We start from the raw sequence: 25,123 nt of genomic DNA on the forward strand, positions 1-25,123 counted from the left end.
CTGATATCGGCCCTGAGGCGAGGGCCCGGGATGCGTTCGACGAGGCGGGCCCCGAAGATCAGGGGAGTCTAGGGGGTCGACCCTGATGCTCCGGTCGTCCGGGCGTGTGACCATCGATGGCATGCCGGAAGCCGCAGCAGCGCCCCTCGTCGAACCGCGGCCGCCGCGCAAGCTCTACCGCAGCAGCGACGGACGCTGGCTCGGAGGCGTGGCGCGGGGGCTCGCCGGACATCTCGGCCTGCCCGTCATCTGGGTGCGGCTCGTCTTCGTCGGCCTGTTCATGGCGGACGGCCTCGGCGCCCTGCTGTATGCCGCGTTCTGGTTCTTCGTGCCGCTCGGCGTCGGCGGCGTCGACGCACAGCGGCCATCGCCCTTCGCCACCGAGACCGCGGCCGACGGCCGCCGCAGACTCGTCGCCCGCAAGCCGGACAAGGGGCAGATCGTCGCGCTGCTCCTCATGGTCGTCGTGGCGATGGTCTTCGTCGGCAGCGTCGACCTGGGCAATGGTGCCAAGGCCTATCTCCTGCCCGCCGTCCTCGTCGGCGCGGGCGTCGCCCTGGTCTGGCGCCAGGCGGACAACGCCCGGCGGGCCCGCTGGATGGAGGCCGGGAAGCGGCGACGCACCCTCACCCTGCTGCGTGCCGCGGGCGGCGTCGTCCTCGTCACGGCCGGTGTCTCCGGCATCTTCGTGCTGCAGGGCTCCGCCGCGCACCTCGGCTCCGTCCTGCAGGCGGCCCTGGCGGTCCTCGTCGGCATAACGCTCCTCGCGGGGCCGTACCTGGTCCGGATGACCCAGGACCTCTCCGAGGAGCGCCTGATGCGCATCCGCGCCCAGGAGCGCGCCGAGGTCGCCGCGCACGTCCATGACTCGGTGCTGCACACCCTGACCCTGATCCAGCGCAACGCGGAGAACGCCGGCGAGGTCCGCCGCCTCGCCCGGGCCCAGGAGCGCGACCTGCGCACCTGGCTCTACAAACCCGAGGGCACCGGCAAGGACGAGGCCGACGAACCCGCCAACCTCGCCGACGCGGTCCGGCGCAACGCCGCCGAGATCGAGGACAAGCACGGCGTTCCGATAGAGGTCGTGGTCGTCGGCGACTGCCCGCTCGACGAGAAGATCGGCGCACAGATGCAGGCCGCGCGCGAGGCGATGGTGAACGCCGCGAAGTACGGTGGCGAGGGCGGCGCCGTGCAGGTCTACGCCGAGGTGGAGGGGAAGACCGTCTTCGTGTCCGTCCGGGACCGCGGTCCGGGCTTCGACCTCGATTCGATACCCGCCGACCGCATGGGTGTCAGAGAATCGATCATCGGCCGCATGGAGCGCAACGGCGGCACGGCCCGGCTGAGGGCGGTGCCCGGCGGTGGTACGGAGGTCGAGCTGGAGATGGAGAGGGCGGAGAAGACGTCATGAGCGACCCGACCGAGGCGAACGAGCCTGTGGAGTCGACCGGCGGGGGCGCGGGCGAGCGGCACGTGCGCGTGGTCCTCGTCGACGACCACCGCATGTTCCGTACGGGAGTCCAGGCCGAGATCGGCCGGACCGAGCAGACCGGCGTCGAGGTCGTCGGCGAGGCCGCGGACGTCGATCAGGCGGTCACGGTCATCACCGCGACCCGGCCCGAGGTCGTCCTCCTCGACGTGCACCTCCCGGGTGGCGGCGGCGTCGAAGTGCTGCGCCGCTGCGCCGCGTTGATGGCGGACACGGAGCAGCCCGTGCGCTTCCTCGCGCTCTCCGTCTCGGACGCGGCGGAGGACGTGATCGGCGTGATCCGGGGCGGTGCGCGCGGGTACGTGACGAAGACGATCACCGGCACGGATCTGGTCGACTCCATCTTCCGGGTCCAGGAGGGCGACGCGGTGTTCTCGCCCCGCCTCGCCGGGTTCGTACTGGACGCCTTCGCCTCCACCGACGCCCCGCCCGTCGACGAGGACCTCGACCGCCTCACCCAGCGCGAGCGGGAGGTGCTGCGGCTGATCGCCCGTGGCTACGCCTACAAGGAGATCGCCAAGCAGCTCTTCATCTCCGTCAAGACGGTCGAGTCCCATGTCTCGGCGGTCCTGCGGAAGCTCCAGCTGTCCAACCGGCACGAACTGACGCGGTGGGCGACGGCCCGGCGCCTGGTCTGAACCCGGTCCCGGTCTGCTCGCTCACACCACCCGGGTGGCGCCCGCGAACGGCATCTCGTCGAGCGGGGCCACCCGGACCGGTGCCGACGGGTTCGGGGCGTGGATCATCTGGCCGTTGCCGATGTAGAGGCCCACATGGCTGATGCCGGAGTAGAAGAACACCAGATCGCCCGGGAGGAGTTCGGAGCGGGAGACACGGCGTCCGGCGTCGATCTGGGCATACGTCGTACGGGGCAGGGAGAGGCCGGCCGCGCGGTAGGCGGCCTGGGTGAGGCCGGAGCAGTCGAAGGCGTCCGGACCGGTCGCGCCCCAGACGTAGGGGCTGCCGAGTTTGGAGTAGGCATACGAAATGGCGGCCGCAGCCCGTGAGTTGGGGGCCTGTGCGGCGGCGGAGCCGGGGACTGCCAGGGCGTCGCGGGCGCTCGTCGAGGAGCGTGCGGCGCGGCTCGCGCTCCCCTGGAGCTGGGCGCGCTCCTCGGCGGTCAGCCGGGCGAGCAGCCCCCGGGCCGTGTCCAGCTTGCCGGTGATCGTGTCCTTGTGGCGGTGCAGTTCGGCCTGGCGGGACTTCAGCGAGGTCAGTTCGATGCGTGCGGCGCCGCGCAGCTGCTCGATCTCCCGCAGCTGCTCGCGGATGCCGGCGACGGACGCCGCCTGCCGGTTGCCGGCGCGTTCGGCGAACTCCGCTCCGTCGAGGTAGCGGTCGGGGTCGTCCGAGAGCGCGAGCTGAAGGGCCGGGTCGAGACCGCCGTCGCGGTACTGTGCCGCCGCCATCGAACCCAGCGCGTCCCGCGCCGAGTTGAGCTTCTCCGTCCTGCGCGCGGCCTCATCCTGCAGGGTCCGGATCCGCCGCTCGGCCGCGTCCGCCTTCTCCTTCGCGCCGTTGTACTTCTCGGTGGCGACTTCCGCCTCCTGGTACAGCTTGTCCACCTTCGCCTTGACCTGCGCCGGTGTCAGCTGTGGTTCGGCATGTCCGGTCCCGTCGAAGCCGGTTGCGCTCGCCGCGCCCGCCAGGGCGATCGTCCATGCCGTGCGGGCCGTACTGCCGCCGACCGAGCGCTGACGGGGCTTTCGATGCGCTGCCACGTGGACTGCACGTCCTTTCCTGCGACCGCCTGGTCCCGCTGCGTCTGCCAGAGCGGCGGACGTATCACCGCCCCGGGAGAACGGCGGCGTATGAGCGCCTGGGGGAGCGGACGTACGACCGCCCCGGGGTGGGTTACGCGTCCGGCGGCGGCCCACACAGGGGGAGCGGGACGCCGCCGGACTTTTCTCGGCGGTGGTGTCCGACTGCCGCCCCTGGCCCGGGCGGCGGTGGGGAGCCGGTCACCTGGTGGAGGACGCTAAACCTCACCGTGTCGGGTCGGTGACGCGTTGTGCGGAAGTGCCGGGAGCGGACCGGGGGATGACCGTAAGTGAGCGTGATCCCGGAACGGGGGCGTCGGGTCAACGCGGGGTGATGACCGATGTGGCGGTTTCGGGGGTCGCCGGGAATGGGGGGTGCTATGGGGCGCATATATGCAGCGGATTAGGCTCCGGCTTCATGGACGTACTCATCCATCTCTTCGTCGGCCTGCACATCATCGGTATCGCCGCGCTGCTCGGTGGTTTCCTCACGCAGATGAAGGCGATGGGTCAGGGCACCGCCCGGTTCGTCCCCGCCATGCTGCACGGAGCCGTGACCATGCTGGTCACCGGGGTGATCCTCGTCGGGCTCAACCAGGCGGACGATCAGTCCGTCAACAACATCAAGATCGGCGTGAAGCTGGCGCTGCTGATCGTGATCCTCGGGCTCGTGTACGTGAAGCGGGACGAGGAGAAGGTGGAGAAGGGCCTCTTCGGGCTCGTGGGGCTGCTGACCGCGGCGAACGTCTTCATCGCTGTTCTGTGGACCTGACCTCGGTCTCGAGGGCGGTTCCTGGCCTGGTTCCGGGGCCGGCCCCGGAACCACGTCCGGTGTAGGTCCGTGCCGCCTCTGCGATGGCCACGCGCGCGTGCGGAAGCAGTGGGCCACGCGCGCGTGGGTGAACGTCAGGCCGGGCGGACCACGCTGTGGATCGACGACTCTCCGTCGTAGTAGATCGACTCCTCACGGACGTACGCGCCGGGCTTCGGGGCGTGGATCATCATGCCGTTGCCGATGTAGAGGCCCACGTGGGTGACGTCGTCGTAGAAGAAGATCAGGTCGCCGGGCTGCGCGTTGGAGAGGGGGACCGTGGTGCCGGCGTTGACCTGGTCGTAGGTGACGCGGGGGATGTCCACGCCGGCGGCCTTCCAGGCGGCCTGGGTGAGGCCGGAGCAGTCGTAGGAGTCGGGGCCGGTGGCGCCCCAGACGTACGGCTTGCCTATCTGGGCGCGGGAGAAGGCCAGGGCCTTCTCGGCCTTGGTGGCGTACGAGGAGTCCGTCGCGGATGAGTCCGACGTGCTCGAGTCGGACGGCTGCTCGGTGCTCTCCTGCTGCTGGGCGGCCTCCTGGCGCCGGCGCTCCGCCTCCGCTTGCTGCCGGGCCAGCTCCGCTGCCTTGCGTGCGGCTTCCTCCTGCTTGCGCTTCTCGATCGCGGCGAGGCGTGCCTTTTCCTCCGCCGTCAGCTTCGAGAGGAGTTCCCGCGCGTCGGACAGCTTCTGCTGGACCGTGGACTTGGCCTTCTGCAGGTCGTTCTGCGACTCGGTGAGCGTCTCGAGGCTCTGGGTGGCCTCCTGACGCTTCTTCATCGTCGTGGACTGCTGCGTGAAGTAATCGTCGACCGCTTCCTTCTGACGACCGGTCATACGGTCCATCAGCTGGGTCTGGTCGAAGTAGTCCTGCGGAGTGTCCGCCAGGAGGAAGGTCGCGGTGTCGGGGGCGGCGGCTCCCGTGCGGTACTGGGCGGCGGCGTTGCGGCCGAGCTCCTCGCGTGCGTCGTTGAGCTCCTGGGTGCGCTTGGCGACGTCGTCCAGGAGGGTGTCGACGCGCTTGCGCTGCTTCGCGGTCTTCTCCTTGGCCGCGTTGTACTTCTCGGTCGCCGACTCCGCCTGGCGGTAGAGGTCGTCGACCTTCTTCTCGACCTCTTCGAGGCTCGGCTTGTCGTCCGTGGAGGGGCTCGCGTTGGCCGTCTGGGACAGCAGGGCCACGGAGGTGAGGGCCGCCGTGGCGAGGGCGGGGGTCCGTATGCCTGCTACGCGTGTCCCTGCGGGACGCGACTTGCGGTGCGACGCCAAGGGAGGCGACTCCTTCCGTGCTCCGCCTACCGAGTTAGCTGTCGGGTTCGGGCGGGTGGTTCCGGAAGGGTTGCCCTACGGCCGGTCCCGGGAGGGAAGTCCGGCCGATTCACCCCGGGTTCGGTGGGTCCCCGGCTCCGGTCGCAGTGCGGCGTACCGGACTCGGCGGAGGCCGTGCGGCCCGGCGACGTTCGCCGGTGGGGGTCGTACGGCCTGCCCGGCACGGTAGCCAACTCGTGTGGCCCCTGTGAAGGTTGATGTTCGATATGCCCGATACATTTTCGTGACCTTGAGTCAGAGCGTCGCCGATCACGATGGGTGACGGTGTGTTTGTGGTGATTTGAGGTCTCTGGGGTATGTGGCGGCGTATACGCCTGTCTGGGCGGCTTGTGCCATATTTAAGTCTTGATCACGGGCCGTGGCAGGGTGGTTCTGCAGGGTGAGATTCCGTCGGGTGGGCGGGTTTCGGAAGATCATCGGGCTCGGAAACAGGCGATGTTCTCAGGGCGGCGGCGGGCTGTCAGTGGGGCGCCCTAGACTCGGAGAGCGATGAGCAGCCTCTTTGACGACAGCTTCCTGGCGGACCTCCAGGCCCCACGGGCCCACGAGGAGGAATCCCCGCCACCGCCCGAGGACGATCACTCTCCGGAACCGGTTCCGGACGATCTGTTCGGCGGGAAGTTCGACGTGCCTCCGGACCGGGACGCCTACTACCGCGACGGCGCCCCGCGCCCGGCCATCGACGCGGCCGCGCTCCTGGAAGGGCTGAACGACAACCAGCGCGCCGCCGTCGTCCACTCCGGCAGTCCGCTGCTCATCGTGGCCGGCGCGGGGTCCGGCAAGACGCGTGTGCTCACCCATCGCATCGCCCATCTGCTGGCGGAGCGGAATGTGCATCCGGGGCAGATCCTCGCGATCACCTTCACCAACAAGGCCGCGGGCGAGATGAAGGAGCGCGTCGAGCAGCTCGTCGGCCCGCGGGCGAACGCGATGTGGGTGATGACCTTCCACAGCGCGTGCGTGCGCATCCTGCGGCGGGAGAGCAAGAAGCTCGGGTTCACGTCGTCGTTCTCGATCTACGACGCCGCCGACAGCAAGCGGCTGATGGCGCTCGTGTGCCGGGATCTGGATCTTGATCCGAAGCGGTTCCCGCCCAAGTCCTTCAGTGCCAAGATCAGCAACCTGAAGAACGAGCTGATCGACGAGGAGGACTTCGCGGCGCAGGCGAGCGACGGCTTCGAGAAGACCCTCGCCCAGGCCTATGCCTTGTATCAGCCGCGGCTGCGCGAGGCGAACGCCCTCGACTTCGACGACCTGATCATGACGACGGTCAATCTGCTGCGCGCCTTCCCGGACGTCGCCGAGCATTACCGCCGCCGCTTCCGGCACGTCCTGGTAGATGAGTACCAGGACACCAACCACGCCCAGTACGCGCTCGTGCGCGAGCTCGTCGGTACCAGCGAGCACCCGGTGGACGTGCCGCCGAGCGAGTACGACATCCCGCCCGCCGAGCTGTGCGTCGTGGGTGACGCCGACCAGTCGATCTACGCCTTCCGCGGCGCCACCATCCGCAACATCCTCCAGTTCGAGGAGGACTACCCGGACGCGACGACGATCCTGCTGGAGCAGAACTACCGCTCGACGCAGACGATCCTCTCCGCCGCCAACGCGGTGATCGAGCGCAACGAGTCGCGTCGGCCCAAGAACCTGTGGACCAATGCGGGTGCGGGGGCGCGGATCACGGGCTATGTCGCGGACACCGAGCACGACGAGGCGCAGTTCGTCGCCGACGAGATAGACCGCCTCACGGACGCGGGCGAGGCGAAGGCCGGGGACGTCGCCGTCTTCTACCGGACGAACGCCCAGTCCCGTGTCTTCGAAGAGGTCTTCATCCGCGTCGGCCTGCCCTACAAGGTCGTCGGGGGGGTCCGGTTCTACGAGCGCAAGGAAGTCCGGGACGTGCTGGCCTACCTGCGGGTGCTGGCCAACCCCGAGGACTCCGTGCCGCTGCGGCGGATCCTGAACGTGCCCAAGCGGGGCATCGGCGAGCGCGCCGAGGCGATGATCGACGCCCTTGCGCAGCGGGAGAAGATCAGCTTCCCGCAGGCGCTGCGGCGCGTGGACGAGGCGTACGGCATGGCCGCGCGGTCGACCAATGCCGTCAAGCGGTTCAACACGCTGATGGAGGAGCTCCGTACGATCGTCGAGTCGGGTGCCGGGCCGGCCACCGTCCTGGAGGCGGTGCTCGAACGGACCGGCTATCTCGCCGAGTTGCAGGCTTCCACGGATCCTCAGGACGAGACCCGCATCGAGAACCTTCAGGAACTCGCGGCCGTGGCCCTGGAGTTCGAGCAGGAGTCGGGCGAGGGCGAGGCCTCCGGCGGGCTCGCGGACTTCCTGGAGCGGGTCGCGCTCGTCGCCGACTCCGACCAGATCCCGGACGAGGACGAGGACGGCTCCGGCGTCATCACCCTGATGACCCTGCACACCGCCAAGGGTCTGGAGTTCCCGGTCGTCTTCCTCACCGGCATGGAGGACGGCGTCTTCCCGCACATGCGCGCCCTCGGCCAGAACAAGGAGCTGGAGGAGGAGCGGCGGCTGGCGTACGTCGGCATCACGCGCGCGCGTGAGCGGCTGTATCTGACGCGCTCGTCCATGCGCAGCGCGTGGGGGCAGCCGTCGTACAACCCGCCCTCCCGCTTCCTGGAGGAGATCCCGGCGGCGCACGTGGACTGGAAGCGGACGGGGGCGACCGCGCCCATGTCCTCCGGTCCCGCGGCGGGCGTGGCGGCCTCCCTGTCGTCGTCCCGCTCGCGCTCCTCGGCGTCGGGCGCGTCCGGCTTCGCCACGCGCCGCACCTCGGAGAAGCCGGTCGTCCAGCTCGCGGTCGGGGACCGGGTCACGCACGACCAGTTCGGACTCGGCACCGTGATGGCGGTGAAGGGCACGGGCGCGAACGCCGAGGCGACGATCGACTTCGGGGACACCAAGCCGAAGCGGTTGCTGTTGCGGTATGCGCCGGTGGAGAAGCTCTAGCTTCCCTGGAGCACTGAACCCCCGCCGCAATGGCGGGGGTTCACAGGGTGAGTGGTGTGCGCTGCCTTACGACGGTTCCAGGCCGTGGCTGCGCAGCCAGGAGAGCGGGTCTATCGGCGAACTGCCGGACGGCCGGACCTCGAAGTGCAGATGCGGGCCGGTGGAGTTGCCGGAGTTGCCGGAGTACGCGATGGGGTCGCCGGCCTTCACCGTCGTACCGGAGGCGACGCGGTAGCTGGAGAGGTGGCAGTACCACGTCTCCGTGCCGTCCTTCGCGGTCACGATCATCATGTTGCCGTAGGCGCTGTTCCACTGCGTGCGGACGGTGCCGTCGGTCGCGGCCATGACGGTCGTGCCGTACGAGACGGGGAAGTCGATGCCGGTGTGGATCGACATCCAGTTGATGCCGGACTGGCCGAAGTAGGCGCTGAGGCCGTGCTGCGCGACCGGAATCGCGAACTTCGGGCGCAGCCGCTCCTTGCGGGCCGCCTCCTCGGCGGCCTTCCGCTTCTCCGCCGCCCGCTGGGCCTTGAGGTCGATGCGCTCCTGTGTACGGCTGGCCCGGTCGGCGAAGTCGTCGGCGCCGGCGGCGAGGGTCTCGAGCTGGGCGTCCAGCTTGTTGTTCGCGGTGGACGGCTTCACCGCCTCGCCGTCCGAGGCCGTCGTCGACGTGTCCTTGTCGCCGGTCAGGGTGCCGACGGAGGCGGCGGCGATCCCCGCGACGCCCATCACACACGCCGAGGGCACGGCGACCGTCAGCAGCGCCGAGCGCTTGGGAGGCGTACGGCGGCGGGAGCGGGACCCGCTGCGGGAGGCGGCGCGCGGGGAGGGGGCCGGGGTGGCCTCTTCCTGGTCGTCGAGGAGCGGGGCCGCGTCGGGGAGTCCGCCGGTGGCGGTCAGGTCGGTGTCGTCCTGCGCGGGGTGGTCGTAGCCGGTCGCGGAGTCGTCGTAGCCGACGGGGACGCCGTGCTCGATCTGCTCGAAGTGCGCGGTCGCCTGCTGCTCGAAGGATTCTGCTGACTGCTCGTACTCGTCGGCCGTCTGCGTGGTGCCGCCGTCGGCGTTCCACTGGGTGGCGTCGTACGTGCCCGTCTCGAAGGTCTGCGTGCCCCATTCCCACTGCTGGGTCTGGTCGGCCGGGGCGCCGGACTGGTCGGGCTGGAGCCAGGCGCTCGCGTCCCACTGCCCGGAGGTGTCGTGGCCGGTGGCCTGGTGCGGGACGAAGGGAAGCTGCTGGTGATCGACTGCCCAGCCGGTGGTGTCGTACGCGCCGGTGTCGTAGGCGGCGTGGTGCTGGGCCGCGTAGGCGTCGTAGTTCAGCGTCTGCTGGCTGCCCGTGGACCACTGCGTGGCGTCGTACGCGCCCGTGCTCTCGCCGGGGAGACAGCCGAACAGGGGGTCCGCGTCGAAGGTCGTGGTGGTGTGGCCGGCGGCGTCGAAACCAGTGGTGCCGTACGTGCCGTACGTCGTGGAGTCACCGTAGTGGGCTTCCTGGGCGCCGTACGACGCGTAGTGCGCCGAGGCGGCATCGGAAGCCGGAGCCGGGGAGGTCATGGTCCCCGACGGGTGACGATCGTTCACCAACTTCTCTCTCGCCTCGACAACAGGGGCTGCCAGAGCAGTGCGGCGACTGTACCCGGCGGTATGCGGGCACGACAATCTTCGGCAGGTTTCGCGCGCGCAGGAAACGGGCATTCGGCCGTGTTTTGGCGGACTGTGGGCGCGAGTTTGGCCTTGTGTTCGAAGGTTGTTCGATGTCGCTCGGCTGTCCCGAGGCTGTGTGGCGGGTGTGATTCACGTGGTGAGGCTGATGCGGAAGGTGTCGCCGGGGCGCCGTCGGTGGGGCTGTCGAGGGGTGCCGGTCATGCCACGGTGAGGCCGCCGGCCTGGGTGGCGGCTTCTGTTTCTGTCCCTGCCGTGTCGAGGGCCTGCCGTATTCCGGTCGCCACGGCGGGGTGCACCGGCAGGGCGAGGTGGCCGATGCCGCTCACGCGGACGTTCTGCGCCATCAGGTCCGGGTGGTCGATGCAGGCCGTCTCCAGCGGGTCCATCAGGTGGTCGAGGTCGCTCCAGAAGCTCACGAAGTGCGTACGGCAGCCGGGCGCGGGGCGGGCCAGTTCCTCGAGGACCGGTGATCCGGGGCGCATCTGACGGACGATCGGGTGCGCGTTCGCCAGCGGGACGACACTGGTGCCGGAGTGCGGCGTGCCGAGCGTGACGAGCATGCGGACCCTGAGGTCGCCGCCGAGACACTGCACGTAGTAACGCGCTATGAGCCCGCCGAGGCTGTGGCCGACGATGTCGACCTGCCGGTTGCCGGTGCGCTCGCAGATCTCCTCTATGTGCCGGCCGAGCAGTTCCGCGGCGATGCGGATGTCGCAGGTCAGCGGGGAGTAGTTGAGCGACTCGATCTGGTGCCTGCCGTGCTGGGCGAGGCTGCGGCGCAGCAGGACGAAGACCGAGCGGTTGTCTATGAAACCGTGCAGCAGGACTACCGGGGGGTTGGTCTCCGTCGGCAGCTGGGTCGTGCCCCGGACGTCAGGGGAGCCCTGCGCGGGGAGTGTGGGGGTGGACCGGCGTTCCTGCGTGATGCCGGAGGGGTAGAGGAGCAGGTGTCCGGCGAGGATCGCGATCTCCAGGGCGGTCGCCTTGAGCAGGGCCAGGGAGAGACCGGCGAGCCTGCTTGGGAGCAGGCGCCGGCAGAGCGGGAGAAAGGGGAGTACTGCCCCGGTGACCTTCATGGCCGACCTCCTTGCGGCACGCAGGAGGACGGCTCCGGCCCCCGTGTGCCCTCGTGGGAAGTCGCGGCCGAGGTGGCCGGCGGGGCGAGCGGAGGGTGCATGGGGCAGGCGAGGCACGTGACGCGAGTCGGCCTGATCGGCCTTGGCGCGCCGGTGACGTGACGAGGCTCCCTGCCGGTGTGGCGACGAGGCTCCCCGCTGTCGTGCCTTACCTGCCCTACGTGCCCTTCGTACCACCGTCGATGCGCCGCACCGCCACGTCGCGCGGCCCTGCGGCGCGGTGGTGCGGCGACCTCGTTGCGGCTCCCGTTGCGCGTGGTCCCGCTGCGACGCGTGTACCGCAAACTGCTGCGGCCCGTGTGCCGCAGTGATGTGGAACGGTGCGCGGCGAACGTGTCCCACCGTGTGATTTCCCCCTCGGTCTGCACCGCGAAACTGCCGCTTGCGGGATGCTGGAGATAACGTTCGTTCACTTCCCCGGGCGGTGTGGCCCAGGCGTCCGTGCCGTGGAGGCGCGTCCGGCGCGGTGAGCGGCGGAAACGCGTGATACGCGCACCATGTATGACATGTGCGCCGTGTGCGGCATAACTCGTATATGGGCAGTACTTGTCGGTACGGATGGATGTAGTCGCTTCATGGAGGCAGTGATGGGTGTGGCAGCCGGTCCGATCCGCGTCGTGGTGGCCAAGCCGGGGCTCGACGGCCACGATCGGGGAGCCAAGGTGATCGCGCGGGCGCTGCGCGACGCCGGCATGGAGGTCATCTACACCGGGCTCCACCAGACACCCGAGCAGATCGTCGACACCGCGATCCAGGAGGACGCCGACGCGATCGGCCTCTCGATCCTCTCCGGCGCCCACAACACCCTTTTCGCCGCGGTGATCGACCTCCTCAAGGAGCGGGACGCGGAGGACATTCTTGTCTTCGGTGGCGGAATCATCCCGGAAGCAGATATTCCGCCGCTGAAGGAGAAGGGCGTCGCGGAGATCTTCACGCCTGGGGCGACGACGCAGGCGATCGTGGACTGGGTGCGGGCGAACGTGCGTCAGCCGGCGGGAGCGTAGGCCGTCGTGGGGTGCGGGTGGGCCGGAGTGAGCGCCGGATCCAGCTCCTCGATCATGGCCGCCCGCAACCGCAACGTCGTAACCAGTCGCTGGAAAGCCTCCGCCCAGTACCCGCCTGCCCCCGGTGATGCGTCCTCCGGTTCGTCCGGAACCGCCAGCAGGCCGTCGAGGCGGCTCGCCTCGGCCGGGTCGAGGCAGCGCTCGGCCAGGCCCATCACGCCACTGAAACTCCATGGATAACTCCCCGCGTCCCGCGCGATGTTGAGCGCGTCGACCACCGCGCGCCCGAGCGGTGCCGCCCACGGCACCGCGCACACCCCGAGCAGCTGAAACGCCTCGGACAGACCGTGCGTCGCGATGAACCCGGCGACCCACTCGGCCCGTTCGGCGGAGCCCAGCGTGCCGAGCAGCTTCGCCCGCTCGGCCAGGGACACCGCGCCCGGCCCGCCGGCCTCGGGTGCCGAGGGCGACCCGAGAAGCGCCCGCGCCCACTCGGCGTTCCGCTGCCGTACCGCCGCCCGGCACCAGGCCGCGTGCAGCTCGCTCTGCCAGTCGTCCGCCACCGGAAGCTCCACGATCTCCCGAGGCGTACGCCCCCCGATCCGCCCCGGCCACGCACCCAGCGGTGTCGCCTCCACCAACTGACCGAACCACCAGGACCGTTCACCCCGCCCTGCCGGAGCCTTGGCCACTACCCCATCGCGCTCCATGCCCGCATCGCACTGGTGGGGTGCCTCGACACTGATCGTCGGCGTCTGCTGCGTGTGGTCCAGCGCCACGCACGCCCCGGCGCGCGCCGCCATCCGCGCGGCGAGCGCCGAACCCGGCAGCGCCGAGAGCAACTCCGCCGCCGTCGCCCGGACATTACGGCTCCGGTCGGCCAGCGCCTGCTCCAGGAACGGCTCGTCCGCCGGGCCCAGCCCGGTCCGCAGCGAGTCGAGGAACATCAGCCGGTCCTCGGCCCGCTCCGTCGCCCATGTAGTGGCCAGCAGCTCGCGCGCGGCGGCGGGTTCACGCGCCCGTATCGCGCAGAGCAGGGCGACCCGCTCGGCGAACAGCCCCTCCTGCCACAGCTGTTGGACCTCCACCGCGTCCTCGAGGCGCGGCAGGGCCGCGCCCCCGCCGGGTGCCGCGCGCAGGGCGAAGCGCCAGTCAGGGTTCAGCCGGGCGAGCCACACCGCCCGTGGACCGGCGAACGTCAGCGCCGCCGGCCGTAGATCCGTACGCCCCCGCGCCGCGTCCAGCAGCGCGGGAAGCGCCTGAGGGGGCGGCGCGAAACCCCGGTCGTTCGCCGTCGCGAGCCACTGGGGGAGCAGCTCCATGAGGTCCGGTGCCGTGCCTCTGCGGCCGCCACCGGCCGCGCCGGGACGGTCGGCCAGCAGCATCGCCAGCCTGCGGGCTGCTGCCGGGGGCAGCGCGGGACGCGGATCCTCGGGAGCCGGCTGCGGCCGCTGCGCCGCTCGCGCCGGCCGCAGCCCCGCCCGCCGCCGTACGGTCTCCACGGCCGCCGCGTCCAGCAGCGCTGTCGGCGCATCCCGGCCCGGCTCGCAGCCCGGGGGCGTGCGCCGGTCCGTGCCGAGCAGGGCGGCCGTGACCAGTTCCTCCCAGGCGCTCGGCGGCGGCGAATCCACAGGAACGGAGGGGCTGTTCATGAGGGTCCTTCCTCTCTGTCTTGTGTGCCGTCTATGCGGACTGTGCCGTTCGTGCCTGCTCTGCCTTCGTGCCGGGTGCCGTGGAGTGGGTGAAGGGCTGTCCTGGTCGGGTGGCCGGCGTGACGGGTGGGCGTGCCGCCAGGGTGCTGGGCGGCGGGCGGCAGGTGTCGCACGGTCGCCGCGACGAGCGTGCCGGTCAGCACAGCTGCACCGCCTCGCCCGCGCCCTCCGGCCAGGCCGTCAACGGGGTGAAGCCGCGGTGGCCGCACTCCCCGAAGACCTTGATCGGAGCGCCGCCCGACAGCGCGACCAGGCGCCACAGGCCCGGGCGGGCTCTGGCGGCGGGGGTGAGCGGCAGGGCCGTGTCTGCGTCGGCGTCCACCAGCTGCCACGAGTCGCCGTCCGGGGCCGCCACGACCCGGTCCAGGGTCACCGGGACGGAGTCCAGCCATGGATCATCGCGGAGCGCCTCGCCGTAACGGGCCGTCGCCTCGTCCGTCGTCACGCCCGGCGGCCGTATCGCCGCCGGAGCGGGCGGTGCGAACTGCTCGCCCAGGGCCGCCCGCAGCTGCCCGGCCCCCGGATACGCCGACACCTCCGCCTCCAGGGTCAGACCGACGGGCAGGGCGAGCTCGGGTGCCCGGCCGGCCGCCCCATAAGAGAGGAGCAGTGCGGTACGGCCTGAGTCGGCGCCGTACAGCCATATCCGGCGCGTCGTCAGTTTCACGTCCGCCGTGTCGTACTGGGCGAGGACCAGCCAGCGGTCCCGCACGGGCGGGCCGTCCGCCGAGGCGGGCAGGCCGATGCGGGAGCGGACCGTGTCCGCCAGGCCGTCGGGCAGTCGCTCGCGGCCCAGCCACCCCTGGTCGAGGAGGTGGAGAAGGGCGCACTCCTCCAGCAGGCGCACCGGCCAGCCGGGGCCCGACGCCGGGATCGCCCCCAGTTCCCGTACCCGGGCGGCCAGTCCGGGGGCCTGGGCGTCGACCATGCGGGCCGCCGTCTCCTCCCACAAGCCGTACCCCGCCTGTTCCGCGCCGGCCAGGCCGCCGCGCAGCAGGTCCGTCAAGCGCTGCTCCAGCTCCGTCGCCCCCGCGGTGACCCGCACGGCCCGGCGCTCCGCCCTGCGCCGCGCCGCCTCCGGGTCACCGGTCCCCGACGAGGAACCGGACGCCCCCGCAGTCCGCTTCTCCTCCGCGCGCTGCTTTCTCCCCTTTATCCACTGCTCCGCCCAGTCCGGCGGCGGCCCGGGCGGCACGGCACCGTCCCCGCCCGCCCAGAGCAGCAGCAGCCCGAGCGCGTGCTTGCACGGGAACTTCCGGCTCGGACAACTGCACTTGTACGCGGGGCCGGACGCGTCCGCGATGTCGATGACCGTCTGATACGGCTTGCTGCCACTGCCCTTGCACAGCCCCCACACCGTCCCCTCGTCGGAACTCCCCGCCTCGGACCACGGCCCTGCCGCGCCGAGTTTGCTTCCCGCTTTGCGTGACGCGGCGTCAGGCGCCAGCGCCAGCACCTGGTCCGCGGTCCAGCGCACCCCCTGCTGAGTCATGCCATCGAAGGTAGATCCCACCACTGACAATCGGCCGGGGCGCGGGGCCCGCGAGCGGCCCTGCGAGCGCGTTTGCGCAGGTCGGAACGCATTGTCAGTGGCGTGGTGCAACGTGGATGCCAGATCCGAAACGGCTGAACCGGCCGAGCTGAGGGGGACTTTGCCATGCCTGTGTCCGTAGAACCGACATCCGTCGAAGCGGGGGAGGCGGAACCGTCCGTGGCGTTGCGACCGCATGCCGAGGACGCCTTCGCCCATGAACTCGCCGAGCTGGCCGCGCAGGACGACCGCCCGCGCCCGGCCCGCTGGAAGCTGTCGCCGTGGGCCGTGGCCACGTATCTGCTCGGCGGCACGCTGCCGGACGGCACGGTGATCACACCGAAGTACGTGGGCCCGCGCCGCATCGTCGAGGTCGCCGTCACCACGCTCGCCACCGACCGAGCCCTGCTCCTGCTCGGGGTGCCCGGCACCGCGAAGACCTGGGTCTCCGAGCACCTGGCCGCGGCGGTCAGCGGCGACTCGACGCTGCTGGTGCAGGGCACGGCGGGCACGCCGGAGGAGGCGATCCGGTACGGCTGGAACTACGCGCAGCTGCTCGCGCACGGGCCGAGCCGGGACGCCCTCGTGCCCAGCCCGGTCATGCGGGCCATGGCGGAGGGGATGACCGCCCGCGTCGAGGAGCTGACCCGTATTCCGGCCGACGTGCAGGACACGCTGATCACGATCCTGTCGGAGAAGACACTGCCGATACCGGAGTTGGGGCAGGAGGTGCAGGCCGTCCGCGGCTTCAACCTCATCGCCACGGCCAACGACCGCGACCGCGGCGTCAACGACCTCTCCAGCGCCCTGCGCCGCCGCTTCAACACGGTCGTGCTGCCGCTGCCGGAGAGCGTCGAGGCCGAGGTGGACATCGTCTCCCGCCGGGTCGACCAGATCGGCCGCTCCCTCGACCTGCCGGCCGCGCCCGACGGCATCGACGAGATCCGCCGCGTGGTGACCGTCTTCCGTGAGCTGCGCGACGGGGTGACGTCCGACGGCCGCACCAAGGTGAAGTCGCCGAGCGGCACGCTGTCGACGGCCGAGGCGATCTCCGTCGTCACCAGCGGCCTTGCTCTGGCCGCCCACTTCGGCGACGGGGTGCTGCGGCCCGGTGACGTCGCCGCGGGCATCCTCGGCGCCGTCGTCCGCGATCCGGCGGCCGACCGGGTCGTCTGGCAGGAGTACCTGGAGGCGGTCGTGCGCGAGCGGGACGGCTGGACGGACTTCTACCGGGCGTGCCGGGAGGTGAGCGCATGAACGACGACGACCTGGGGTGGGGCCGCCCGAGCGGCGGATCGAAGTCCGGCGGCTCCGTGACCGAGGAGCCATGACGGTGGATGGAGAGGCCGACGGCCGGGGCTCGGCGGTGGCCCGTGAGGGACGGATGAGGCCCGGACGGTGAGGGGAGGCGACGCCCTCCTGGTCGCGAGTGCGGCGAGGAGGGCGTGGCCGGAGGCTCCGTCCCGTGGCTGCGGAGAAGAGGGGAGCGGGCTGTGAGGGGTGACCGGGGTGCGTAGGCCGTGGGGCGAGCGCGACGGTGTCGTTGCCGTCGTCGTCGAAGAGTTGTGACCGAGGGGGACGGCGTGACAGGCATGGACAGGACCAGGAGCGAGGGCCTGGAGGCGGGCGTCCATCGGGCGGGCGATCTGCCGGCGGGCTGCTCGGACAGCGAGGCCGTACGCGCCCCGATGCCGAAGCCACCGGGGCCGCTGCTGCTCGGCGTGCGGCACCACGGGCCCGGATCGGCGCGGGCCGTGCGGGCGGCGCTGGACGCGGCCCGGCCGCGCATCGTGCTCATCGAAGGACCGCCCGAGGCCGATGCCCTGATCCCGCTCGCCGCCGACGAGTCCATGCGGCCGCCGGTAGCCCTCCTCGCCCACGCCGTGGACGAGCCCGGACGCTCGGCCTTCTGGCCGCTGGCCGAGTTCTCCCCGGAGTGGGTCGCGATCCGCTGGGCTCTGGAGCACGGCGTCCCGGCCCGCTTCATCGATCTGCCGGCCATGCACACACTGGCGTGGGGAAAGCAGGATGAGGTCGTGCTCGATGCGGAGTCGGGTGAGAGGCGCGAGCCGGATGCCGACGCTCAGCCGGGAGCCGAGGGCGGCGTCCAGGACGGCGAGCCGGCTGACGCCGATGGGGCGGGAGGCCCTGTGCCCGCGCCCGGCTCGGCCGACAAGGGAAGGCCGGACGAGAGTGATCAACGTGCCGATGTCCGGCTCGACCCTCTCGCCGTGCTCGCCGAAACCGCCGGCTACGACGATCCCGAGCGGTGGTGGGAGGACGTCGTCGAGCACCGGGGCGTGGGGAACGGGGACGCGTTCGCGCCGTTTCTCGGGCTCGAGGAGGCCATGGGGGCGTTGCGGGAGGCGTACGGCAGCGGCGGGCATGAGCGGGATCTCGTGCGGGAGGCGTATATGCGGCTCCAAGTGCGGGCTGCACAGAGGGAGTTCGGTGACGAGGTGGCCGTCGTGTGCGGGGCGTGGCATGTGCCCGCGCTGCGGCAGAAGAGCACCGTGGCCGCCGACAAGGCACTGCTGAAGGGGCTGCTCAAGGTCAAGGCGGACATGACCTGGGTGCCGTGGACGTATCGCCGGTTGGCTCGGGCCAGCGGATACGGGGCGGGGATCGACTCGCCGGGCTGGTACGGGCACCTCTTCGGCGCGCCGGACCGTCCGGTCGAGCGGTGGATGACCAAGGTGGCGGGGCTGCTGCGGGACGAGGACCGGATCGTGTCCTCGGCGCACGTCATCGAGGCGGTACGGCTGGCGGAGACGCTCGCGGCGATGCGGGGGCGTCCGTTGCCGGGGCTGAGCGAGACGACCGACGCGGTGCGGGCGGTGATGTGCGAAGGCTCGGACGTGCCGTTGGCGCTGGTGCACGACCGGCTCGTCGTGGGGGACGTGCTGGGGGAGGTGCCGCGGTCGGCGCCGGCGGTGCCGTTGCAGCGGGACCTCGACCGGATCCAGCGCCGGCTGCGGCTCAAGCCGGAGGCGCTGGAGCGGGAGTTGGAGCTCGACCTGCGCAAGGAGAACGACGCCGAGCGCAGCAGGCTGCTGCACCGGCTGCGGCTGCTCGGCGTGCAGTGGGGAGAGCCGATCGCGTCGCGGGGCAGTACGGGGACGTTCCGGGAGACGTGGCGGCTGCGGTGGGAGCCCGAGCTGTCCGTGCGGGTCGCGGAGGCCGGGGTGTGGGGGACCACCGTGTTCGCCGCGGCGACCGCCAAGGCGGAGGCGGACGCCGTCGCCGCGCAGGGCCTCGCCGACGTCACCGCACTCGCCGAGCGCTGCCTGCTCGCCGAACTGCCGGACGCACTGCCCGCGGTTATGCGGATCCTCGCCGACCGGGCCGCCCTCGACGCCGACGTCGGCCACCTCGCCCAGGCCCTGCCCGCACTGGTCCGCTCCCTGCGGTACGGCGACGTACGCGGCACGGACACCGGGGCGCTCGCGGAGGTTGCCGCGGGCCTCGCCGAGCGCATCTTCGTCGGCCTGCCCCCCGCCTGCGCCGCCCTGGACGCGGACGCGGCCGAGGAGATGCGGCGGCATGTGGACGCGGTGCATGGGGCGGTGGGGTTGCTGGGCGATGCGGCGGGTTCGGGGCAGGGTGGCCCGGGCGACTCAGCCGCACACGTCCACAGTGACCTCCGCAACCGCTGGCACGGGGTACTTCGAGTGCTGTCCGCGCGGGACACCGTGCCCGGGGTCATCCGGGGGCGTGCCGTACGGCTGCTGCTGGACGACGGGGAGTTGGCGCAGGCCGAGGCGGCGCGGTTGATGGGGCTCGCCCTGTCGCCGGGGACGCCGCCGGGGGACGCGGCCGCGTGGATCGAGGGCTTCGTCGGTGGTGGCTCCGGTGGCGGGATGCTGCTCGTGCACGACGAGCGGCTGCTCGGGCTGGTCGATGCGTGGCTGACGGGAGTGTCGGCGGAGGCGTTCACGGATGTGCTGCCGCTGCTGAGGCGCACGTTCTCGGCGTATGAGCCGGGGGTGCGGCGGACCTTGGGCGAGCTGGTCCGGCGCGGGCCGGGGGAGCAGAGGAGCGCGGGGACCGGCGGGCCCGGCATACCCGGCTTCGCCGCCGAGCTCGATGTCGAGCGGGCGGACGCCGTGTTGCCAGTCGTGCGGTTGCTGCTGGGGCTCGGGGGAGTGGAAGCGGACGCAGGGAACGACCTTGCCGACAACGACCTTGTGGGGGCGACGTGATGACCACTGACGGAATGAGGGAGCCGAAGGCGAGGGCCGGGGCGGTGGGCGCCGTCGGACAACCGCAGGTGTTCCCGGCGCAACGCGGGCCAACGGCGACCGTGCCGGTGATCCCGTTGTGGGAGCGGCCTCGCAAGGGAGCGTGCCGATGACGACCGAGGCGATGGATCCGGCGCGGGAGCGGCTGCGGCGGTGGCGGATGGTGCTGGGCGGGAACGACGCCGACGGCACCGGGTGCGCGCTCTCCGGGCGGGACGCGGCGATGGACGGGGCGCTGACCGCTCTCTACGGCAAGGGGGACAAGGCGCAGTCGGGGAAGGACCGTTCGGCGGGGCTGGGGGCCTCGGCGCCGTCCGTGGCGCGGTGGCTCGGGGACATCCGGACGTACTTCCCGTCGTCCGTCGTCCAGGTCATGCAGCGGGACGCCATCGACCGGCTCGGTCTGTCCACGCTGCTGCTGGAGCCGGAGATGCTGGAAGCGGTGGAGGCGGACGTGCACCTCGTCGGCACGCTGCTCTCGCTCAACAGGGCGATGCCGGAAACCACGAAGGAGACGGCACGGGCCGTCGTGCGCAAGGTCGTCGAGGACCTGGAGAAGCGGCTCGCCAACCGTACCCGGGCCACTCTCACCGGCGCCCTGGACCGCAGCGCCCGCATCACCCGGCCACGCCACCACGACATCGACTGGAACCGCACGATCGCGGCCAACCTCAAGCACTACCTGCCGGAGTACCGGACGATCGTGCCGGAGCGGCTCATCGGGTACGGGCGGGCGTCGCAGTCCGTGAAGAAAGAGGTCGTCCTCTGCATCGACCAGTCGGGGTCGATGGCGGCGTCGGTGGTGTACGCGTCGGTGTTCGGGGCCGTGCTGGCGTCCATGCGGTCCATCAACACGCGGCTCGTGGTCTTCGACACATCCGTCGTCGACCTCACCGACCAGCTGGACGACCCGGTCGACGTCCTCTTCGGCACCCAGCTCGGGGGCGGCACGGACATCAACCGGGCGCTCGCATACTGCCAGTCGCAGATCACCCGGCCCGCGGAGACGGTGGTCGTGCTGATCAGCGACCTGTACGAGGGGGGCATACGGAACGAGATGCTCAAGCGGGTCGCCGCGATGAAGGCGTCCGGCGTGCAGTTCGTGGCGCTGCTGGCGCTGTCGGACGAGGGGGCGCCGGCGTACGACCGGGAACACGCAGCCGCGCTCGCGGCGCTGGGCGCACCGGCCTTCGCCTGTACGCCCGACCTGTTCCCGGAGGTGATGGCGGCGGCCATCGAGAAGCGGCCGATTCCGGTGCCGGATGCCGCCCGGGGAGACAAATGATGAGAGAAGCCGGGGAGACAAATGAGAAGAGAAGCCGGGGAGACAGAGGAGAGAAATCGAGGGGAGCAATGGCGTGGATATGCCGGTGATTTGTCGACCTGGTGACGACCGACTTGGGCCAGCAAAACGGACATGACTACCCATCGGTAGCGGGGGGCTTGCGCGACCGCCGGACAGGCGTGCGAGGATCGACGCCTCTGCAGCGGTGCGCCGCGCCCCGCTCGTCCGTACCGCGTCGCGCCGACTCCTTGCTCGTCACGTGTACCTCGTTCCGCCGCACGGGAGGACCCACCTCGCCTTGACCTGGCCAGCCGCCTTGCCGCTAGCCGCTCTGCGCGTCCTGCGCACGGCGGCCGGACGGCGTGCGCTGCAGGTGGGGTTGCTGGTGGGTGGCCTGTTCGCGCTCGGCTTCCTCTGCGGGGAGCGGGCGTATGCGGCGGACGGGGTGTCGGTGGGCACGGGCACTTCGTCGGTCGAGCGGTTGGTGACCGACGCGGCCGAGGCCGGTGCGCCGGCCCCCGGCAAGCCCGGCCCGCAAGCCCCGGCCGACCCGGCAACTGCACAGCCCCCGGCCTCCAGCACCCCGGCCTCCGGCGCCCCGGCCACGCACCCCACCGACGGCACTGACGCCGCCGCCACCGACGCCACCGAAGACGGCTCCACCGACGGCACCGAAGACGCCGCCACCGATGGCACCGACAACACTGACGGCACCCACGACACTGACGGCACCCACGACACCGACGGCACCGACAACACCGACGGCAGCGGCGACCAAGTCCTCCGTCCCGTGACCGACCGTGTCGGCCAGGGCGTCGGTGAGCGCGTCCTCGAGCCGGTCAGGGACGTCGTCGAGTCGGTGACCGCGGGATTGGCCGAGGCGCCGCCGCTGTCGTCCTTGCCCTCCCTGCCCTCGTTGCCGTCGCTACCGGTGCTGCCGACGGCGCCGGAGTCGCCGACCTGGCCGAGCCTGCCGGGGTTCGAGATACCCGGCCTGCCCGGTGCACCGGGCCTCCCCGGAGCTCCGACTCTCCCCGGCGTACCGGGCCAGACCCTGCCCGCGCCCGTCACCACGGCGCCGCGGCCGGGAGCGGAGGCGCCCGCCGCTGATGACATACGCGACGACGAGGGCCGTACCGGCTCCGCCGCTCCCGGCACCTACGGTCCGCGGTTCGTCGCCGGTGCCGCAGCGGCCGACGCCTCGGCAGCCGACGACGGACACCGCGTCGTGCGTTCCGGCTACGCCCCCGTGCACCCGGCGCCGGCCGATCACCCGGGCGGCGTGGTGGGCAGCCGTTCGGCGGGTGACAACAACACGTCGCGGCACGGGGACGTACACGCCGTGTCGCTGAGCCGTCGGGCGCCCCTGCGGCTGGTGCCCGGCGCCGCCGCGCGCACCGTCGCGGACGAGATCCAGGACAGGCACGGGGACATTCCGGTTTCCCCCGCGTAGGCCAGTAGGCCGACCCTCCCCGCCGTAGACCTGCCGCGCGGGGGCGGAAACAGGTCTGCCCGCCCGTCCGGACCCCCCAGTTCCCGGATGTCCCCGACATCCCCCGGACGGAAGCCGCCGGAGCCGTACCCGGTCCCGCTGGTCCCCAACTCCCCGGACCGCGACCGAAACAGGCACCGGAATGTCCCCAAACCGTCCGAAGCCCCGGAGTCTTTCCCAACTCCGTTCCTCCGGGAGCCTTCGGAGCCCCGAGATCTAGGGATCCGACGCACGCATGAACAAGAACATCCGCCGTTCGATCGTCATAGCCGCCGGTGTCACCGGCGCCTGGGCGCTCGGCTCGACCGTCGCCAGCGCGGACGAGCTGCCCGCTTCCACCCTCTCCGTACCGGACACGACCACCGACGCAACCGACGCGAACGTCACGGCCGACAGCGCTGACGCCACGGGCCTGCTCGGCGTGGTCACCGACACCGTCGACGGCGTCGTCTCCGACGTGACGGGCACCGTCTCCGGCGTCACCGACGGCGCCACCGGCACGGTCACCGACACGGCCGGCACGGCTGTCGGCACGGCCAGGACGGCTCCCGTGAGCACCGCCGACCAGGCCCGCCGATATGTCGACGCCGAGGTCACGGTCCCGTCCGCCGCCAAGGCCACCAAGGCCAAGGGCGCGGCCCAGGTCATCCAGGGCGCCAAGTCCGCCCGCGCGGACAAGGCGGCGCTGAAGGCCGCCGGGCAGGCCGAGGCCCAGGTCTCCGGGTCCGCCGCCGACGTCGGGAACGCGCCCGAGGACGCCCCGCACCTCCCCGACGCCATCGACTACCTCTTCGGCCCCCTCGCCGCCTTCGCCCCCGAGCTGGAACAGGCGCTCGCCGCCGCCCAGACGAAGCTGCAGGGCACCCAGGCAGCGGCGCGTTCGCAGGCGCAGGGCGCCGAGGGCGTCGTCCGGACGAAGGCGCAGTACGCCGTCGCGGGCGCGGGGCGCACCGGAGCGGGCGTGCAGGACGTCGCCCGGGCCGCCGTCACCCACGTCCAGGGCAAGGCCACCGCCACGGCAGCGGACGCGCAGTCCACCGCCACCGGCAAGGCCACCGCGGCCAAGGCGGCCGCCGAGGCCTCGGTCTCCGCTGTCCCCAGCCACGTCACCGGCACCGTCGGCGGCGTGCAGCAGAAGGTCGTCGGCACGGTCAGCACCGTCCCCGGCACCGTCACCCCGGTCGTCGAGCAGACCGCCGACGCGGTCGTCCCGCCGATCGTCACCGAGGCCGTGAACGGCGTGGTGCCCGTCGCCGGACACGCCGTCGCGGGCGTCGTCCCGGTCGCCCAGCACGCCGTCGCCGGTGTCGCTCCCGCCGCCACCCGCGCCGTGGCCGGGGTGACCCCGGTCGCCGGGAACGCGGTGGCCGGCGTCCAGCCGGTGGCCGCAGGCGCGGTGGCCGGCGTGCAGCCGGTCGTCGGCCAGGCGGTGGACGGCGCGGTTCCGGTCGCCCAGGGCACCGTGGCCGGGGTCGCCCGGACCGCCGGTCACACGGTCGACGCCGCGACCGCGCTGGCGTACGGCGTCGTGGCCGACGTCCAGCCCGTGGCCACCGGGGCCGTCGCGGGCGTCCAGCCGGTCGCCGCCGGTGCCGTCCAGGGGGTCCAGCCGGTCGTCGGCGGGGTCGTGCAGGGTGTGCAGCCGGTGGCCCACGGCGCGGTCGGCGATGTCCAGGACCTCGCTTACGGCACCGTCGCCGACGTCCGGCCCATCGCCTCCGGTGCCGTCGCCGACGTGCAGCCGGTCGCGCAGGGCGTCGCCGCGGACGTACCGCCGTACGCCACCGGTCTGGTCGGCCAGGTCGCCGGAGACGGCACCGGCACCGTCCTGCCGCCCGTCGCCGACACCGCCGTGCACGGCGTCGTGCCGGTCGCCGGGCAGGCCGTCGCGGACGCGGGTGCGCTGGCGTACGGCGTGACCGGCGACGTGCGGCCCTTCGCGGGCGGGGTCGTCGGCGAGGTCGACCCCTTCGTGCACGGGGTCGCCGGGCAGGCCGTCCCCTTCGCCGAGGGCGTCACCGGGCATGTGCAGCCGTTCGCGTACGGCGTCAGCGGCGCCGTGCAGCCCGTCGTCGACGCGGTCATGGACACCGTCCAGCCGGTCGTGCAGGGCGTCGGCGGCAGCGCCACGACCCTGGCGTACGGCATCGCGGACGACGTGCGGCCCTTCGCGGGCGGCGTCGTCGGCGAGGCCGACCCCTTCGCCCACGGCGTCGCGGGCCAGGTCGCGCCCTTCGCCGCGGACCTGAACGGCACGGTCCAGCACTCGGCCGGCCCGCTGGCCGGCAACGCCGTCGCGGGCGTGCAGGGCGTGGCCCACTCGGCCACCCCGGGCTATGTGCACGACGCTCAGGCCGCACACGACCTGCACTACGGCAACCCGTACGGCGTCTGACCCCCAAGTCACCCGGGTCACCCAAGTCGCCCGGGTGGCGACCGACCGACTCCGCGGGGCAGACGGCCCCGGACGGCCGAAAGCCGTCGGCTGTTCCGACCGGAACCCCGCGGAACGGCCGGGTGCTCCCCATTGGGGTGGGGAGCACCCGGCCGGAGCCCACAGGGGCGGCCCATTCGTGCCCCTTCGGGCTGTTCAAGGGACCTCACCGGGTCAACCCCAGCCCGGTGAGGTCCTTCCGCGTCGTGTTCCCGATTCCTCACACTCGGCACGCCGTGCCAGAGATCTTTGCTGATCGCGGCAT

The 25,123-nt window shown here is 72.0% G+C and carries 16 protein-coding genes and 1 riboswitch; of the genes, 10 read left to right on the forward strand and 6 right to left on the reverse strand.

All coding sequences use genetic code 11. The annotated features are described in order from the left end of the window. Positions 1 to 121 precede the first annotated feature (121 nt). Positions 122 to 1,411, forward strand: a complete 1,290-nt coding sequence (locus ACQEV2_RS25860; protein WP_433046008.1) for an ATP-binding protein — start codon at positions 122 to 124, stop codon at positions 1,409 to 1,411. Then, positions 1,408 to 2,127, forward strand: coding sequence for a LuxR C-terminal-related transcriptional regulator (locus ACQEV2_RS25865; RefSeq protein ID WP_433046011.1), 720 nt, complete (start codon positions 1,408 to 1,410; stop codon positions 2,125 to 2,127). Before ACQEV2_RS25860 ends, ACQEV2_RS25865 begins: the two co-directional genes overlap by 4 nt. Before the next feature lie 21 nt (positions 2,128 to 2,148). On the opposite strand, the gene ACQEV2_RS25870 is transcribed toward ACQEV2_RS25865, so the two are convergent. Further along, positions 2,149 to 3,210 carry an NlpC/P60 family protein gene (locus ACQEV2_RS25870; RefSeq protein WP_433046014.1) on the reverse strand — a complete coding sequence of 354 codons (1,062 nt, stop codon included), beginning with the start codon at positions 3,208 to 3,210 and terminating at the stop codon, positions 2,149 to 2,151. 457 nt (positions 3,211 to 3,667) lie between these two features. Between ACQEV2_RS25870 and ACQEV2_RS25875 the strand changes: the two genes are divergently transcribed. Continuing rightward, on the forward strand, positions 3,668 to 4,021 hold the full coding sequence (locus ACQEV2_RS25875) for a hypothetical protein (RefSeq protein WP_433046017.1): 354 nt from the start codon (positions 3,668 to 3,670) through the stop codon (positions 4,019 to 4,021). Between the two features lie 134 nt (positions 4,022 to 4,155). Here the strand turns inward: ACQEV2_RS25875 and ACQEV2_RS25880 are convergent, their stop codons facing one another. Next, positions 4,156 to 5,322: an NlpC/P60 family protein gene (locus tag ACQEV2_RS25880; protein ID WP_433046020.1), complete on the reverse strand. Its 1,167-nt coding sequence runs from the start codon at positions 5,320 to 5,322 to the stop codon at positions 4,156 to 4,158. 8 nt (positions 5,323 to 5,330) lie between these two features. Continuing rightward, positions 5,331 to 5,486: riboswitch (cyclic di-AMP (ydaO/yuaA leader) on the reverse strand. A 385-nt stretch (positions 5,487 to 5,871) separates the two neighbouring features. Here ACQEV2_RS25880 and pcrA point away from each other — a divergent pair. Continuing rightward, positions 5,872 to 8,358, forward strand: a complete 2,487-nt coding sequence (pcrA, locus tag ACQEV2_RS25885; protein WP_433046023.1) for a DNA helicase PcrA — start codon at positions 5,872 to 5,874, stop codon at positions 8,356 to 8,358. 66 nt (positions 8,359 to 8,424) lie between these two features. Here the strand turns inward: pcrA and ACQEV2_RS25890 are convergent, their stop codons facing one another. Further along, a complete protein-coding gene (locus tag ACQEV2_RS25890) occupies positions 8,425 to 9,912 on the reverse strand; it encodes a M23 family metallopeptidase (RefSeq protein ID WP_433054761.1) in 1,488 nt (495 codons plus the stop codon). A gap of 308 nt (positions 9,913 to 10,220) precedes the next feature. Beyond that, positions 10,221 to 11,099, reverse strand: coding sequence for an esterase/lipase family protein (locus tag ACQEV2_RS25895; RefSeq protein ID WP_433046026.1), 879 nt, complete (start codon positions 11,097 to 11,099; stop codon positions 10,221 to 10,223). A 647-nt stretch (positions 11,100 to 11,746) separates the two neighbouring features. Here ACQEV2_RS25895 and ACQEV2_RS25900 point away from each other — a divergent pair. Beyond that, the gene (locus ACQEV2_RS25900; protein WP_433046029.1) at positions 11,747 to 12,163 is read left to right on the forward strand and encodes a cobalamin B12-binding domain-containing protein; all 417 of its coding nucleotides are present in this window, start codon (positions 11,747 to 11,749) and stop codon (positions 12,161 to 12,163) included. On the opposite strand, the gene ACQEV2_RS25905 is transcribed toward ACQEV2_RS25900, so the two are convergent. Both ACQEV2_RS25905 and ACQEV2_RS25910 read right to left on the reverse strand, forming a co-directional pair. Then, entirely contained in the window at positions 12,145 to 13,815 is a 1,671-nt protein-coding gene (locus tag ACQEV2_RS25905) for a DUF5691 domain-containing protein (RefSeq protein WP_433046032.1), read from the reverse strand. The genes ACQEV2_RS25900 and ACQEV2_RS25905 overlap by 19 nt on opposite strands. A gap of 196 nt (positions 13,816 to 14,011) precedes the next feature. Then, complete coding sequence (locus ACQEV2_RS25910; protein ID WP_433046035.1) at positions 14,012 to 15,367, reverse strand: SWIM zinc finger family protein; 1,356 nt, start codon at positions 15,365 to 15,367, stop codon at positions 14,012 to 14,014. A gap of 165 nt (positions 15,368 to 15,532) precedes the next feature. Here ACQEV2_RS25910 and ACQEV2_RS25915 point away from each other — a divergent pair, with 165 nt between their 5' ends. The 5 genes from ACQEV2_RS25915 (at position 15,533) to ACQEV2_RS25935 (ending at position 24,819) form a co-directional block, all read left to right on the forward strand. After that, the gene (locus ACQEV2_RS25915; protein WP_433046038.1) at positions 15,533 to 16,663 is read left to right on the forward strand and encodes an AAA family ATPase; all 1,131 of its coding nucleotides are present in this window, start codon (positions 15,533 to 15,535) and stop codon (positions 16,661 to 16,663) included. Positions 16,664 to 17,094: 431 nt separating this feature from the next. Beyond that, positions 17,095 to 19,608, forward strand: coding sequence for a DUF5682 family protein (locus ACQEV2_RS25920; protein ID WP_433054764.1), 2,514 nt, complete (start codon positions 17,095 to 17,097; stop codon positions 19,606 to 19,608). 148 nt (positions 19,609 to 19,756) lie between these two features. Further along, the gene (locus ACQEV2_RS25925) at positions 19,757 to 20,932 is read left to right on the forward strand and encodes a VWA domain-containing protein (RefSeq protein ID WP_433046041.1); all 1,176 of its coding nucleotides are present in this window, start codon (positions 19,757 to 19,759) and stop codon (positions 20,930 to 20,932) included. 298 nt (positions 20,933 to 21,230) lie between these two features. Beyond that, the gene (locus ACQEV2_RS25930; protein ID WP_433046044.1) at positions 21,231 to 22,385 is read left to right on the forward strand and encodes a hypothetical protein; all 1,155 of its coding nucleotides are present in this window, start codon (positions 21,231 to 21,233) and stop codon (positions 22,383 to 22,385) included. A gap of 274 nt (positions 22,386 to 22,659) precedes the next feature. Next, positions 22,660 to 24,819, forward strand: coding sequence for a hypothetical protein (locus ACQEV2_RS25935; RefSeq protein ID WP_433046047.1), 2,160 nt, complete (start codon positions 22,660 to 22,662; stop codon positions 24,817 to 24,819). Positions 24,820 to 25,123: the final 304 nt, after the last annotated feature.

Origin of the sequence: Streptomyces sp. CA-251387, assembly GCF_050936625.1 — a bacterium.
GTDB lineage: Bacteria > Actinomycetota > Actinomycetes > Streptomycetales > Streptomycetaceae > Streptomyces.